Genomic DNA, 13821 nt, shown 5'->3' on the forward strand with positions numbered 1-13821 from the left:
CGACGGACACGGCCGCCCCGAGCGCGACCGCCGTGGTGACGGCACCGACCACCGTGGCCACCGCCACCCACCCGGTGTAGAGGGCGACCGGACCGTGCAGCAGCAGCCGGTCCCACCGGTCCCGGGCGAGAACCCGGCTCGCCGCCACCCACGCCGCCACCAGGCAGCCGAGCAGGGCGACGATCACGACCTGCGCGGGGAGCACCCAGCGCTGCCCGAACAACGCCACCCAGGCGACGTTGCAGACCCCCGCGCCGACCAGCCACCATCCGGTCCGCCGGTGCACCTCGCGGCCGCGCTGGGACGGCAGCACCTGCCGCACCGCCAGGGCCAGCACCGCCACGTAGATCACCGACCAGAGGGAGAACGCCGTCCCCGCGGGCAGCAGCGGGTGCGGGTAGGCGTCGGCGACCGTGCCGACCGGTTCCCCCCAGGCGCCGGTGCCGCCGAGCGCGCCGGCCACGATCTGGAGTACGGCCACCGCCAGAAGCGCGACCGCCCGGACACGGTCGGTGCGCATCCGCCCGGCCCGACCACGCCCGTCACCGGACCGGCCCAGCAGTGCTCCGCCCCCGGAGGTGCTGTCCCCGGAGGTGCTGTCCCCGGAAGTGCCGTCCCCGGAAGTGCCGTCCCCGGAAGTGCCGTCCCCGGCGGTGCTGTCCCCGGGGGTGCCGTCCGGAGTGGTGCCGCCTGGTGTGCTGTCGGGCACGGTGCCCCCTCGGGGTCAGGAGTCGAGGCCGTCGCGGTCGGCCCACTCCAGGAGGGTGTCCAGGGAATGGGCCACGTCCTCGATCCCCGCGTGCAGATCACCCAGTTCGGCGAACCGGCCGGGGACGGTGGCGATGGTGCAGTCGCGCGGGTCGACGTCGTCGATCTCGTCCCACCGGACGGGGGTGGACACCGTTCCCTGCGGCGACCCGCGCACCGAGTATGCACACGCGAGCGTGTGATCGCGGGCGTTCTGGTTGTAGTCCACGAACACCGCCGTCGGATCCCGGTCCCGGCGCCACCAGGCGGTGGTCACCGCACGCGGCGCACGCCGCTCGACCTCGACGGCGAAGGCGTGTGCCGCCCGCCGCACCTGCCCGAAGTCCCACCGCGGCGCGATCCGGACGTAGATGTGCAGGCCGTTGCCGCCCGAGGTCTTGGGAAAGCCGACGATCCCGAGTTCGTCCAGCACCTCGCGGGCGACGTGGGCGGCCCGGCGCACGGTGGCGAACTCGCAGCGTGGCATCGGGTCGAGGTCGATGCGCCACTCGTCCGGGTGCTCGGTGTCGGCCCTGCGGGAGTTCCACGGGTGGAACTCCACCGTCGACATCTGCACCGCCCAGATCACCTGGGCGAGTTCGGTGACGCAGAGTTCGTCGGCGGTCCGGCCGTAGCGGGGGAAGAACACCCGCACGGTCTCCAGCCAGTCGGGCGCGCCGCGCGGCACCCGCTTCTGGTGCACCTTTTCCCCCGCCACCCCGTCCGGGAACCGGTGCAGCATGCACGGCCGCTCGTACAGGGCGCGGACCACGCCGTCGCCGACCGCGCGGTAGTACTCGACCAGGTCGAGCTTGGTCGCCCCGCGCTCCGGGAAGTACACCCGGTCCGGGTGGGTGATCCGCACCGTGCGGCCCCCGACGTCGACCTCGACGGCGTCGTCGCTGCCCATGGCCCCACGGTAGCGGCGCGGCCGGGCCACCGGGGGACGAGAGGCACGTCCGTGGTCAGGCCCGCGCGGCGCCCAGGGAGCTCAGCGCGGGGATGATCTCCCGCTCCTCGTGGTCGAGGTGGGCTTCGAGCTGCCGCGTGAGCTGCCCGACCTGCTCGGCGACCGCACCCGCGTCGGCCCCCTCGTCCGCGACGACGGTGCGCAGCCGGTCGAGCAGCGCCGCGATCGCCTCGTGTTCGGCGCGCAGGCCTGCGAGCTCCGGGTTCGCCTCGTCGAGCAGCGGGAAGGTGCCGTCGTCCTCCGCGTGGTGGTGGTGCTCCAACCCCCGGCACAGGGCCAGAGCGGTCCCTACCCTCGGATGCGCTCCATCCGCACCGGTGGTCCGGACGTGTTCCGCGGCCGTGGGAGCATACGGTATGGCCGTCTTCGAACGCACCCGCCGTTTCGCGCGGGAGGAACGCACCGAGCTGGCGCGGTATCTCCGCACACTGACGCCGCACCAGTGGAACGTGGAGAGCCTGTGCGCGGGATGGCGCGTGCGCGACGTCGTCGCCCACGCCATCAGCTACGACGAACTCGGCCCACGGGCCCTGTTCGACCGCGCCCGCCGGGGCCGGTCGCTGGCCGCGATGAACGAGATCGGCGTCGCCGAGTACACCACGCTGCCGACGGACGAGCTGGTCGCGCTGCTGGAGCGGTACGCCGACCCGCGCGGGTTCCACGGGGCGAGCGGCGGTGTGAGCGCGCTGGAGGACGGGTTGATCCACCACCAGGACATCCGGCGCGCACTCGGCCACCACCGGGAGATCCCGGCCGACCGGCTCGTCACGGCCCTGCGCCTGGCGCTCGTCGCGCCCCCGCTCGGGGCCCTGCGCCGTACCAGGGGCCTGCGCCTCGTCGCCACCGACGTCGACTGGTCCGCCGGCCGCGGCCGGATCGTGCAGGGCCCCGGCGAGGCACTCCTCATGGCGATGGCGGGCCGCACCGGCGCCGTGCAGGAGCTGACCGGCCCGGGCCAACCGATCCTCGCCTCCCGCATCGGAAAGTGATCAGTCCGGGAGGCCGGCCGGAGTTCCGAATGACACCGGCCCCGATACTGATCGGGAGCGAGTGCGGCGATCACATCAAACTGATCCCCGGGCTCCGCTGCATCCGAACGCTTCGGACTCCTGGGACGGCGGCTGGGTCTCCGTTTCGATCTCCAGGCTTCGGACGCGATGGAGAACCGACTCCGTTTCTAGCTGCACGGACTCGACCAATCGCACCTGCCCCTCCGCATCGGCAACGCTCGACTGCGGCTTGCGCGAGTTCCCGTCCCACGGTGCAGCGACCTGACCACTGCAGCGCCGGACAGGTATGACGGCCTGCAACGGCCCGGTACGGTAGACAACGCCTCAAGCGGTCGCCCGCTCCTCCGGACCCGACATCGTGGTCGAGACGACCTCGTCGTGGTCGTCGAATCCGGCGACCAGACGCAGTCGACCACCCAGCGCAGCGACATAACGACGGATCGTCTCCAATTCCATCTGGGTGACGCCGCCCTTCTCGATCGCACTTACTCTGGGTTGCTTGACGCCCATCCGTTCGGCGACCTGCTTCTGACTCAGCCCTGCCTGTTCACGAAGGCTGCTCAGTCGGTAACCCAGCACGTAGGCATCGGTGTGTTCCTTCGCCCGCGCACGCGCCGTCTCGACATCCCGTCCCGCGGCTCGGTCGATCTCCTGCTTACGCGCCCGAACCTGCTGCCAGTCAGCCATCGAGATCGACCTCCAACTCTGTGAGATACCGGTGGTACCGCTTCTCTGCCAGCGGTATCGCGTCCGAGTACCACTGCTTCCATCGCCCACACTTGTCACCCGCAACAAGGAGTACTGCACATCGTTCAACATCGAAAACGAACAAGATCCTTATCTCGGTCCCACCTGCCGATGCAGGGCGTAGCTCCTTGAGGTTGTGCACGCTGGAATCCTTGATCCGGTCGACCAAGGGTCTACCGAGGCCAGGACCGCGCTGTTCCAGCACCTCGATCGCCTCCTCGACCCGGTCCGCGCTGTCCGGATCGGTGCGACAAAGGTCGAGAAACCAAGTCTCGACCTTTGTCGACCAGTTCGACACTCCAGCCCACTGGGGCACTATAACCTGGCTATTATATGCGCGTCACGCACGGTCCGCCTATGCGACTGCACAGTACTGGGGAGAGTCAGGGCCTCCACCGCAGTCAGACGCTCGCTCGCGGATCACGCTCCGAGCTGAAGTCTGCGCTGGATCAGGGCCGACACCGGTCGGTACGAGGCGAACCGCAGTGGGAGATCGCGCAACCACAGCCGAACCTGGTCGGCGGGGGCATAGAGGCCCCGGACCCGGCGACCGAGCTTCTGTTTCCGTTCCGCTTTCGGGCGGAGTTGGCTCTCCCAGTCGTCCAGGGCGGGCGAGCACGTCACCGTGGTGTCGGGCGAATGCCGTACCGAGGAGATCGGCTCCGGCGACAGCGAGCGAGGAGCCGAATCCGGCGAAGAGGGTGACACACCATGCGGCGTCTCCGAGTAGCACGACACGGCCGCGGCTCCAGCGGTCGACGAGCACCTGGCTGATCGTGTCGAAGTACACCGACCCGGCATCCGGGAGCTGGGCGAGCACGTCCGGGGCGGCCCATGCCATGTCCCCGTAGACGCGCGGCAGGACCGTGGTGGGGCCTTCGGCCAGGTCGGCCATCGGCCGGTTGGTGCGGTAGCCGAAGAACGCGGCGGACCGGTCCGCGCCGAGGTTGATGATCGCCAGGGTGCGGCCGGTGTCGGTGAGGGTCGCGGTGGTGCCCGCCTCGACGCAGGACGGCAGTCGGTCGAGCAGAAACGCGTCGGCCATGTGGTCGAGGTCGAGCCGGAACGTGTCCTCGGGGCCGAATGCCAGACGCCGCGTGGTCGAGTGCAGTCCGTCCGCACCGACCAGCAGGTGTGCCCGCTCCACGGTGCCGTCGTCCAGGCTGACCTCGACACCGTGGTCGTCCTGGGTGATCGCGGTGACGGTGGTGCCGAAGCGGATCTCGACGGTGTCGCGGCGGGCGGCGTGCAGCAGGTCTTCGAGGTCGCCACGCAGGATGTTCAGCGCGCGCGGGCCGAGCATCGCACGCACCGTCGGGCCGGGCACGGTGAAGCGCGGGTCGCCGTCGGGTTTGACGTAGACCATCATGTCCGGTGTGATGTGCCGCTCGGTGAGGGCGGGGAGCACACCCATGCGTTCCGCGGCGTCGTAGCCGATGCCGGAGAAGGCCACCACATAGCCACCGGACCGTCGACACGGAGCCCGTTCGAGCACGAGCGGCTCCCAGCCGATCTGGTGCAGTCGCAGTGCGGTGGCGAGCCCGGCGATGCCGCCACCGACGATGATGGCCCTGTGCGTCATGTCAGTCCGTCCTCCGTGTCCGGGTGAGCCCCGTGGCGACAATGTCGATCAGGAGGTTGAAGATCGTCTCGTGGTGGCGGGGTCGCCGAGGTGCTCGGCGTTGCGCGGGGCGAGCAGGACCGTCTGGAGCACACCGACCACGACGGCAGGGTCGACGTCGACCAGTTCTCCCTGGGCCTTTTTCTCGGTCACGTACTCGACGAGGGCGGTGGCGGGGTTGTCGACGATCGCGGCGGCTCGCTCGGGGTCGAGTTTGCGCGCCACGGCCTGCATCTCCTCGGGATGCGTCATCAGCCGTCGCCACAGTGGGTTGGTCGCCAGTTCGTCGAGGGTGGCGCGCAGGAACCGACGCAGCGCTTCCCGCGTGTCGTCGGTCGCGAGGAGCGCCCGGTCGATGACCCGCGTCTTGATCGAGCCCGTCTCACGCAGCATCAACTGCAGGTACAGCTCTTCCTTGGAGTCGAAGAACTGATAGAAGCTGCTCTTGGCGATGCCGGCCGGGGCGACGAGCTCGTCCAGCGAGGCCTTCCGCAGCCCGTGGGTGGTGAAGAGTTCGTAGCCGGACTTCAAACCATACTGGTTTTTGTTTTCAACCCTTGCGGCGAGGGCTGTGGAGTAACTGGGCCACCTGGCGGATCGGTACATTGGCCTGAACCTATGACGTTCGCGTTCGCGACCCATCGGCTTTCTTGATCTCTTGTCGCCGTTCACGCTGATTGTGGCGCGTACGTGGGACTCCGAGCCGGTAGCGGTGGCGCTACCGGACCGGTAGGTTCTGCCTGACTGCCTTCGGCAGCGGAAGGGTGGGCATGGGAAAGGAAGTCGTACTCCTCGGGTCCACAGGTTCAGTCGGAAGCCAGGCCGTCGACGTAGTGCTCGACAACCCGGACCGGTTCACAGTTGTCGGCCTGGCAGCGGGTGGGGGTCGCTTGGGGTTCTTGCCGAACAGATGCTCAACCTCGCTCCAGCCGTAGTGGCGGTAGCCGACGAGCAGGCGGTCGACTCACTCGCTGAGGCAATCAAGACGATCGCAGAGCACCGAGGTGTGCCTCGTCAGTTGCCGAAGATCGTGCACGGGCAATCCGGTATCGAGGAAGTCGCGGCCTGGCCCGCCGACGTGGTACTCAACGGTGTCACTGGAGCGCTTAATCTCTCCTCCACATTGGCCGCCCTGAACGCCGGCAGCACACTGGCCTTGGCCAACAAGGAGTCGCTCATCGTCGGTGGACCTGTAGTCATGCATTCCGCCGAACCCGGCCAGATCGTGCCGGTCGACTCGGAGCACGCAGCGCTGGCTCAAGCCCTGCGCGGCGGAACCAGCGAGGAGGTTGCGAAGCTGCTCCTCACGGCGACCGGCGGTCCCTTCCGCGATCGGACGCGGGCGCAACTGGCCGGCGTCACCCCGGAACAGGCACTGGCCCACCCAGCGTGGTCAATGGGCCCGGTGATCTCAATCAACTCAGCGACACTAGTCAACAAGGGGCTCGAAGTGATCGAAGCCCACTTGCTGTTCGATACACCGCTCGACTCGATCGATGTCGTCGTGCATCCGCAGGCCGTGACCCACTCGATGGTCGAGTTCGTTGACGGCGCAACTCTTGCTCAGGCCAGCCCGCCAGATATGCGCCTGCCGATCGCCCTCGGACTTTCCTGGCCGGACCGCTTACCTGGCGCGACCACCTGCATCTACTGGTCCCAGGCACACACCTGGGAACTGTCGCCACTCGATGAAGAGGCGTTCCCCTCAGTCGCCCTGGCCCGGGAGGTCGGCCGAACCAGCGGTAGCCCCTGCCGTTTACAAGGCGGCGAACGAGGTGTGCGTGGACGCATTCCTCAAGGGACAGCTGCCGTTCCTCGCAATCGTCGATACGGTCGCCGACGTGGTGGCCGAGCACAACGGCGCGAACGACCGGACCCTGGACGCGATCCTCGCCGCGGACGCCTGGGCACGAACGCGAGCTGCGGAACTGGCACGGCGATGGGCGCCGTATCAGTAATGGCTCGCATTACGACATACCTGCCGGATGAGGCCAGAGGATGGCCTGATCACCTATACGCAGTTCGACGGGATGGCCTGGCCCCGGGCAACGGACGCATCCTCGGGTGAGACGACGAGGGCGATCCCGGGGGTAAACCGGGTAGGCCCTCCCCCTGCGACGTTCACGTTCGCAACCCATCGGCGTCCGTGGTCTCTTGTCGCCGTTTCACGCTGATTGCGGGGCGTAAGTGGGACACGGGACCGCCTGCGCCGAGCAGCGCCACTACACCGGCAACCATCTGAGGAATCCGTGCGGCGGCGAGCCCCTTCCTCTCGTGGAGCACCAGCGCGATCATGCCTGTATGGCGAGTACATCCGACGACGGGCGTTATCCACCGATCGAGCCGCACGAGTCAGGCATGCTGGAGGTCGGCGACGGCCATTCGCTGTATTGGGAGGTGTCGGGCAACCCCGACGGCAAGCCGGCCGTCGCCCTGCACGGCGGTCCCGGGTCGGGGAGCTCTCCGAGACTGCGGAGACTGTTCGACCCGAACCGCTACCGCGTGGTCCTGTTTGACCAGCGCAATTCCGGGCGCAGCACCCCTTCGGCGGCCGATCCGGTCGTCGACCTGTCGGCCAACACCACCCAGCACCTCGTCGCCGACATCGAGGCGCTGCGGGTCCACCTGGGAATCGAGCGCTGGCTGGTGGAGGGTGGCTCGTGGGGCGTCACCCTCGGTCTCGCCTACGCGCAGGCATATCCGGAGCGGGTGACCGAACTGGTGCTCGCAGCCGTGACCAACGGCAACCGGCGCGACACTGACTGGATCACTCGTGACATGGGCCGGGTTTTCCCGCGCGAGTGGGAGCGGTTTCGCGACGGTGTGCCCGCCGCCGAACGCGACGGCGACCTGTCGGCTGCCTACAGCAGGCTGCTTCACGATCCCGACCCCAAGGTCCGGGCCAAGGCCGCACGTGGGTGGTGCGAGTGGGAGGACACCCACATGTCGCTGGCCCCCGACGCCGCGCCCTACTTGTCGGTCGCCGACCCGGCATTTCAGCTCGCGTTCGCTCGCATCGTGACCCACTACTGGTCCCACGGCTGCTATCTGGACGAGAGGCAGTTACTGCGTGACATCGAGCGGCTCCACGGGATTCCTGCCGTGTTGATCCACGGGCGCTATGACGTCAGCGGTCCACTCGACAGGGCGTGGGCACTGCACCGGGCCTGGCCCGGAAGTGAACTGGTGGTCCTCGACGACACGGGTCACCGTGGCGGAAGCATGACCGCGGCTATTACCGCCGCCACCGACCACTTCGTCCAGGACGAGCCCGGGTAATCGGCGGCGCCTTCTCCCGCCCTCCTGGCGTAGCGTGAACCACGCTGTATCAAGGCGAACCGACTGGCTTTCCGTTCGCGATGTCGTAGACGACACTAGCGACGGCCAGCGCACCACCCGCGCGAGTCACGGCGTGGTTGTACGCCGTGAGAGTCTCGGCCGGAGCGCGAACAGTGCCCCCGACGGGACTCGAACCCGCACTGCGTCGATTTTAAGTCGACCGCCTCTGCCGATTGGGCTACGGGGGCACCCGTAGCTTAAAGCCCCGCCCGCGCGGCTGTCCCCCGGCCTCACCGGGTCGGCCGCGCGGGGGCCGGGGTCACGACTTGGAGGCGCGGTCGAACTCCTCCTTCGGGTTGTTGATCTGCCCGAGGGAGACGGTCTCGCGCCGGAACAGGCCGCCGAGCATCCAGTCGAGCAGGATGCGGACCTTGCGGTTGACCGTCGGCATGGCCTTGACGTGGTAGGCGCGGTGGAACAGCCACGCCGGGAAGCCCTTGATCTTGAGCTTCATCGCGTCGGCGACGCCCTTGTGCAGTCCGAGGCTGGCCACCGAGCCGAGGTTCTTGTGGTAGTAGTCGCTCGGCCTGCCACCGCGGATGACCTTGACGATGTTGCCCGCCATGTGTTGCGCCTGGCGCACCGCGTGCTGGGCGTTCGGCGGGCAGGTGGCGCTCGGGTCCTCCTCGGTGCGGGAGAGGTCCGGCACGGCCGCGACGTCGCCCGCCGTCCACACGTCGGGGTGGCCCGCCACCTGAAGGGAGGCCGTGGCCTGGAGCCTGCCCCGCTTGTCGGTCGGCAGGTCGGACTCGGCCACCACGGGATTGGACTTCACACCCGCGGTCCAGATGATGGTGTCGGTGTCGAACTCGGTGCCGTCGGAGAGCACGACGTGCCCGTTCTCGAACGACTTCGCCGCCGTCGACAGGTACACCTCGATGCCCCGGCTCTCCAGCTGCTCGGCCGTCCACACGCCCAGCGTCTCGCGCACCTCGGGCAGGATCCGCCCCGCGGCCTCCACCAGCACCCAGCGGATGTCGTCGGGTTCGATGGTGTCGTAGTAGCGCGTGGCGTCGCGGGTCATGTCCTCCAGCTCGGCCAGCGCCTCGATCCCGGCGAACCCGCCGCCGACCACGGTGAACGTCAGCAAGCGTTTGCGCAGTTCCGGGTCCAGCGTGCTGGCGGCCTCGTCGAGCTTGGTCAGGACGTGGTTGCGGATGTAGATGGCCTCGCCGATCGTCTTGAACGCGATGCCCTCCTCGGCGAGGCCGGGGATCGGCAGCAGTCGGGCGACGGAACCGAGCGCGACCACCAGGACGTCGTAACCCAGGTGCTCGGTGTGCCCGTCCGGAGCCTCCACGGTCACCGTCTTCGACTCGTGCTCCACGCCGGTCACCCGGGCGGTGAGCACGTGGCACCGCCGCAGGGCCCGGCGCAGCGGCACGACGACATGGCGTGGTTCGATGGAGCCCGCCGCCGCCTCCGGGAGGAACGGCTGGTAGGTCATGTGCGGCTGCGGGTCGACGACGGTCACGGATGCCTCATTGGCCCTGAGCTTCTTCTGCAGGCCCAGCGCCGTGTACAGGCCGACGTACCCGCCACCGAGGATCAGGATCCGCGTCGGTTCCGACTTGACTGCCATGTCACCCATGGTTTCACCGGCGGGCCGTCAACGGCAGAGACCCCTCCCCGGCTGTGACCAGGGTCGCCGTATCTCCCAAACGATTCAGATGCTTGATACTCCAGGTCATCGCCGCGATCCGCACGGTAGCGAGGCGCGTCACCCTCGCCTGCCCGCGGCCGGGGTCGCCCTCACCGCAACCCGGCGAGCGCGGCCCCCTCGGCCAGCACCGACCGGAGCATCTCCGGGGTCAGCCTGCCGGTGAACGTGTTCTGCTGCGAGACGTGGTAGCAGCCCAGCAGGTGCAACGGGGTCGGCCCGTCCAGCGTCACGCGCACGTCATGGCCGAACTTCGGCCTGGGCCTGGGGAGGGTCCATCCCGCCTCGGCGAGCACGGGCAGCAGTGCCTGCCAGCCGAAGGCGCCCAGCACCACCACCGCACGGAGGGTCGGGCGCAGCAGCCGGAGTTCGTCGGCGAGCCAGTGCCGGCACGTGTCGCGTTCGGTGGGGGTCGGCTTGTTCGCCGGCGGGGCGCAGTGCACCGGAGCGGTGATCCGCGTGCCGCGGAGGGTGAGGCCGTCGTCGCGGTGCACCGAGGTCGGCTGGGAGGCGAGGCCGACGTCGTAGAGGGCCTGGAAGAGCACGTCACCGGAGCGGTCGCCGGTGAACATGCGTCCGGTGCGGTTCCCGCCGTGGGCGGCGGGAGCGAGGCCCACCAGCACCAGGGCGGCGTCGGCGGGGCCGAAGCCGGGCACGGGACGTCCCCAGTAGGTCTGGTCGGCGAACGCCGCCCGCTTGGTCTCGGCGACGTGCTCGCGCCACTCCACCAGGCGCGGACAGGCGCGGCACCGGCTGACGGCGGCGTCGAGCCGCGCGAGCGCCTCGGCACCCTGCTCCGCAGGCTCCTCCCGGTACGTGTTCATGGGTCCCATTGTGCGCACGACTAGGTTGGGGCCATGCCGGAGACCAACACCACCGACACCGCCAGCTCCACGACCACCGAACCGACCACCGCGGACGGGACGACCCCCACCGACGACCTCGTCACCACCGGTCACACGCTGACGACGCCGGATGGCACACTCGACTACACCGCCGAGACCGGGCGGATCGTGCTGCGCAAGGAGGTGCTCAGCGACGGCACCTTCGAGGGGCACAAGCCGAAGGCCGAGGTCTTCGTCACCGCCTACACCCTCGACGGCGCCGACCCGGCGACGCGACCGGTGACGTTCGCGTTCAACGGCGGTCCCGGATCGTCCAGTATCTGGCTGCACATGGGCGTGCTCGGACCGCGCCGGACCGTCTCGGGGGACGTGGACGCGCCCGAGCCGCCCCCGTACCGGCTGGCGGACAACCCGGAGACCCTGCTGCGGGACAGCGACCTCGTCTTCATCGACCCGGTCTCCACCGGCTACTCCCGCGCCGTCGAGGGGGAGAAGCCGACCGACCACCACGGGTTCACCCCCGACGTGGAGTCGGTCGGCGAGGTGATCCGGCTGTGGACGTCGCGCAACGGCCGTTGGCTGTCGCCGAAGTTCGTGGCGGGCGAGTCGTACGGGACGCTCCGCGCCGCCGCGTTGGCCGCGCACCTGCAGGACCGGCACGGGCTCTACCTCAACGGCCTGCTGCTGGTCTCCTCGGTGCTGGACATGGGCACCATCCGGTTCACCGAGGGCAACGACCTGCCGTACGCGCTGTACGTGCCGACCTACGCCGCAATCGCGCACTACCACGGCAGGCACGGGGACACCCCGCTCGACGAGGTGCTCGCCGAGGCCGAGGAGTTCGCCGCACGGGACCTGCCGTGGGCGCTGCGGCAGGGCGCACGGCTCAGTGCCGACGAACGGGCCGACATCGTCTCCCGGCTCGCGCGGTTGACCGGGCTCACCGAGTCCTATGTGGACCGGGTGAACCTGCGGATCGAGCACGTCCGGTACTTCACCGAGCTGTTGCGGGACCGGGGGCTGGTGACCGGACGGATGGACGGCCGGTTCACCACGTGGGAGCCCGACGGCGGCCGCGAGCACATGAGCGACGACGCGTCGGTGTCGCGGATCATCGGGGCCTACTCGGCAACCTTCAACCACTACGTCCGGCACGAGCTCGGCTACGCCAACGACCTGCCGTACGAGGTGCTGTCGCTGGACGTCAACCGCAACTGGTCGTACTCGGACTTCGAGGGACGCTCGGTGTCGGCCGTGGACGACCTCGGCAAGGCGATGCGCGCCAACCCGCACCTGCGGCTGCACGTGGCGCTGGGCCACTACGACGGCGCCACGCCGTACTATGCCGCCGAGCACGTGCTCGCGCAGATCCGCATCCCGGACGAACTCCGGTCCAATGTGGAGACGGCGTACTACCCGGCGGGCCACATGATGTACGTCCACGAACCGTCCCGCCGCCAACAGGCCGCCGACCTCGCCGCCTTCGTCCGCACCAGCGCGAACCGCTGACCCACACACCCGGCCCGCGGCGAGTCGCCACTTCGGGCCCGCGAGTCGACACTGCGGGACACCGAGTCGACACTTCAAGACGCCGAGAGGTCACTCCAGGACGCCGAAAAGGCCGCCTCGGGAAGGCGGAACGACCCTTTCACGCCCGCACCGGCCCCGACGGGGTCTCGCGAGATACCGGCGGAGGCGGGCCGGGGAGCGCGGCGGCCCGGCGTCCTGGAACGTCAACTCGCTGGACGTGGAGTGGCGACTCGCGGGTGTGGGGTGGCGACTCGCGGGGCCGGGTGGGGGTCAGGCCAGGGAGAGGGCGATGCCGTCGAGGATGTCGTGTTCGCTGACGACCAGGTCGGACGGGCCGCCCAGGTCGGTGATCCGGTCGGCGAGCACGCGCACGATCAGCGAGCCGCCGCCGATGACGTCCACGCGGCCCGGGTGGATCACCGGGTTGGCGGCGCGCTCGTCGTGGTCGGCACTGAGCAGGCGGTGCGCGGTCTCGTCCAGCTCGGCGCGGGTGAGCCGGGACAGGTGGGTGCGTTCGGAGTCGTACTCGGGCAGTTCCTGCGACACGGCCGACAGCGTCGTCATCGTGCCCGCCACCCCGATCCAGGTGCGCGCCGTCGACACGTCGACCTCGGCGAAGGCGGGTTCCAGGGTGTCCGTGATCAGCCGTTCCCCGTCGGCGACCTGCTCGGCCGTCGGCGGGTCGCTGCGCAGGGTCCGCTCGGTGATCCGGACGCAGCCGATGTCGACCGACCGGGCCGCGCGCACATCCGCCTGCCTGCCGTCCCACGTGCCCAGCACCAGCTCCGTCGACCCACCGCCGACGTCGACGACGAGGAACGGCCCGTCGTCGGGGTCCTGCTCGCCGACCGCGCCCGCGAACGAGAGCCGCGCCTCCTCGTCGCCGGAGATCACCTCAGCCTCCACACCGAGGATGTCGCGGGTCATCGAGAAGAACTCGTCGCGGTTGCTCGCGTCCCGGGTCGCCGAGGTGGCGACCATGCGCAGCCGCTCGACGCCCTTGCGCCGGGCGGCGACGGCGTAGGCGGTCAGCGCCTCCCTGGTGCGCTCCAGTGCCTCCGGAGCCAGCCTGCCGGTCGCGTCGACCCCCTGGCCGAGCCGCACGATACGCATCTCCCGGTGCAGATCCCTCAGGTCGACGCTGCCGTCGTGGCGGTGCGTCAGCTCGGCGACCAGCAGGCGGATCGAGTTCGTCCCACAGTCGATGGCGGCTACCCGTGGCATGCCGCCACCCTAGCCGGTCGGGCTCGCCGGCTCCTCCGTGGTCCGCACGCACTCGCACGGTGCCGGTGTGGCCCCAGCGGCGGCGGACGTCCCCGCCGCGGCGCTCGGACCGGTGTCGTCACCGGCGG

General features: G+C 69.7%; 13 protein-coding genes, 1 tRNA gene and 1 pseudogene. 4 read left to right on the forward strand and 11 right to left on the reverse strand.

The features are described from left to right. From SACHA_RS20060 to SACHA_RS26430, 3 genes are all read right to left on the reverse strand, one after another. On the reverse strand, positions 1 to 709 hold a 709-nt coding region (locus SACHA_RS20060; RefSeq protein WP_019807249.1), incomplete at its 3' end, for a tryptophan-rich sensory protein. 15 nt (positions 710 to 724) lie between these two features. After that, positions 725 to 1657, reverse strand: a complete 933-nt coding sequence (gene ligD / locus SACHA_RS0103505; RefSeq protein WP_019807250.1) for a non-homologous end-joining DNA ligase — start codon at positions 1655 to 1657, stop codon at positions 725 to 727. A gap of 55 nt (positions 1658 to 1712) precedes the next feature. Beyond that, entirely contained in the window at positions 1713 to 2144 is a 432-nt protein-coding gene (locus tag SACHA_RS26430) for a hemerythrin domain-containing protein (RefSeq protein WP_269634165.1), read from the reverse strand. Here SACHA_RS26430 and SACHA_RS0103515 point away from each other — a divergent pair. After that, positions 2074 to 2706, forward strand: coding sequence for a maleylpyruvate isomerase family mycothiol-dependent enzyme (locus SACHA_RS0103515; protein WP_019807252.1), 633 nt, complete (start codon positions 2074 to 2076; stop codon positions 2704 to 2706). The two genes, SACHA_RS26430 and SACHA_RS0103515, sit on opposite strands and share 71 nt — an antisense overlap. A 345-nt stretch (positions 2707 to 3051) precedes the next feature. On the opposite strand, the gene SACHA_RS0103520 is transcribed toward SACHA_RS0103515, so the two are convergent. Genes SACHA_RS0103520 through SACHA_RS20070 form a run of 4 tightly spaced genes read right to left on the reverse strand, consistent with a single transcriptional unit; the run spans position 3052 to position 5626 of the window. Further along, complete coding sequence (locus SACHA_RS0103520) at positions 3052 to 3414, reverse strand: helix-turn-helix domain-containing protein (protein WP_019807253.1); 363 nt, start codon at positions 3412 to 3414, stop codon at positions 3052 to 3054. After that, on the reverse strand, positions 3407 to 3772 hold the full coding sequence (locus SACHA_RS0103525) for a type II toxin-antitoxin system RelE/ParE family toxin (RefSeq protein WP_019807254.1): 366 nt from the start codon (positions 3770 to 3772) through the stop codon (positions 3407 to 3409). Before SACHA_RS0103525 ends, SACHA_RS0103520 begins: the two co-directional genes overlap by 8 nt. Before the next feature lie 57 nt (positions 3773 to 3829). Further along, entirely contained in the window at positions 3830 to 5056 is a 1227-nt protein-coding gene (locus tag SACHA_RS20065; protein ID WP_232211799.1) for an FAD-dependent monooxygenase, read from the reverse strand. A gap of 48 nt (positions 5057 to 5104) precedes the next feature. Continuing rightward, the gene (locus SACHA_RS20070; RefSeq protein ID WP_232211800.1) at positions 5105 to 5626 is read right to left on the reverse strand and encodes a TetR/AcrR family transcriptional regulator; all 522 of its coding nucleotides are present in this window, start codon (positions 5624 to 5626) and stop codon (positions 5105 to 5107) included. 239 nt (positions 5627 to 5865) lie between these two features. Here SACHA_RS20070 and dxr point away from each other — a divergent pair. Both dxr and pip read left to right on the forward strand, forming a co-directional pair. After that, positions 5866 to 7053: pseudogene (gene dxr / locus SACHA_RS20075) on the forward strand (1-deoxy-D-xylulose-5-phosphate reductoisomerase). Positions 7054 to 7396: 343 nt separating this feature from the next. Beyond that, complete coding sequence (gene pip, locus SACHA_RS0103555; protein WP_028662852.1) at positions 7397 to 8374, forward strand: prolyl aminopeptidase; 978 nt, start codon at positions 7397 to 7399, stop codon at positions 8372 to 8374. Positions 8375 to 8548: 174 nt separating this feature from the next. On the opposite strand, the gene SACHA_RS0103560 is transcribed toward pip, so the two are convergent. The 3 genes from SACHA_RS0103560 to SACHA_RS0103570 all read right to left on the reverse strand — a co-directional run bounded on the left by SACHA_RS0103560 (position 8549) and on the right by SACHA_RS0103570 (position 10918). Next, a tRNA-Leu gene (locus tag SACHA_RS0103560) sits at positions 8549 to 8622 on the reverse strand. 71 nt (positions 8623 to 8693) lie between these two features. Then, a complete protein-coding gene (locus SACHA_RS0103565; RefSeq protein ID WP_028662853.1) occupies positions 8694 to 10016 on the reverse strand; it encodes an NAD(P)/FAD-dependent oxidoreductase in 1323 nt (440 codons plus the stop codon). 170 nt (positions 10017 to 10186) lie between these two features. Continuing rightward, a complete protein-coding gene (locus SACHA_RS0103570) occupies positions 10187 to 10918 on the reverse strand; it encodes a uracil-DNA glycosylase (RefSeq protein ID WP_019807261.1) in 732 nt (243 codons plus the stop codon). Between the two features lie 33 nt (positions 10919 to 10951). Between SACHA_RS0103570 and SACHA_RS0103575 the strand changes: the two genes are divergently transcribed. Beyond that, positions 10952 to 12448: a S10 family peptidase gene (locus tag SACHA_RS0103575; protein ID WP_019807262.1), complete on the forward strand. Its 1497-nt coding sequence runs from the start codon at positions 10952 to 10954 to the stop codon at positions 12446 to 12448. 291 nt (positions 12449 to 12739) lie between these two features. On the opposite strand, the gene SACHA_RS0103580 is transcribed toward SACHA_RS0103575, so the two are convergent. After that, positions 12740 to 13693, reverse strand: coding sequence for a Ppx/GppA phosphatase family protein (locus tag SACHA_RS0103580; protein ID WP_019807263.1), 954 nt, complete (start codon positions 13691 to 13693; stop codon positions 12740 to 12742). Positions 13694 to 13821: the final 128 nt, after the last annotated feature.

This window comes from Saccharomonospora halophila 8 (assembly GCF_000383775.1).
GTDB classification, from domain to species: Bacteria; Actinomycetota; Actinomycetes; order Mycobacteriales; family Pseudonocardiaceae; genus Saccharomonospora; species Saccharomonospora halophila.

What these genes read in the sequence shown, in the direction of transcription:
- ligD (WP_019807250.1), bottom strand. Translation starts at nt 1,657, where the DNA reads ATGGGCAGCGACGACGCCGTCGAGGTCGACGTCGGGGGCCGCACGGTG.
- SACHA_RS0103515 (WP_019807252.1), top strand. Translation starts at nt 2,074, where the DNA reads ATGGCCGTCTTCGAACGCACCCGCCGTTTCGCGCGGGAGGAACGCACC.
- SACHA_RS0103520 (WP_019807253.1), bottom strand. Translation starts at nt 3,414, where the DNA reads ATGGCTGACTGGCAGCAGGTTCGGGCGCGTAAGCAGGAGATCGACCGA.
- SACHA_RS20065 (WP_232211799.1), bottom strand. Translation starts at nt 5,056, where the DNA reads ATGACGCACAGGGCCATCATCGTCGGTGGCGGCATCGCCGGGCTCGCC.
- pip (WP_028662852.1), top strand. Translation starts at nt 7,397, where the DNA reads ATGGCGAGTACATCCGACGACGGGCGTTATCCACCGATCGAGCCGCAC.
- SACHA_RS0103565 (WP_028662853.1), bottom strand. Translation starts at nt 10,016, where the DNA reads ATGGCAGTCAAGTCGGAACCGACGCGGATCCTGATCCTCGGTGGCGGG.
- SACHA_RS0103570 (WP_019807261.1), bottom strand. Translation starts at nt 10,918, where the DNA reads ATGAACACGTACCGGGAGGAGCCTGCGGAGCAGGGTGCCGAGGCGCTC.
- SACHA_RS0103575 (WP_019807262.1), top strand. Translation starts at nt 10,952, where the DNA reads ATGCCGGAGACCAACACCACCGACACCGCCAGCTCCACGACCACCGAA.
- SACHA_RS0103580 (WP_019807263.1), bottom strand. Translation starts at nt 13,693, where the DNA reads ATGCCACGGGTAGCCGCCATCGACTGTGGGACGAACTCGATCCGCCTG.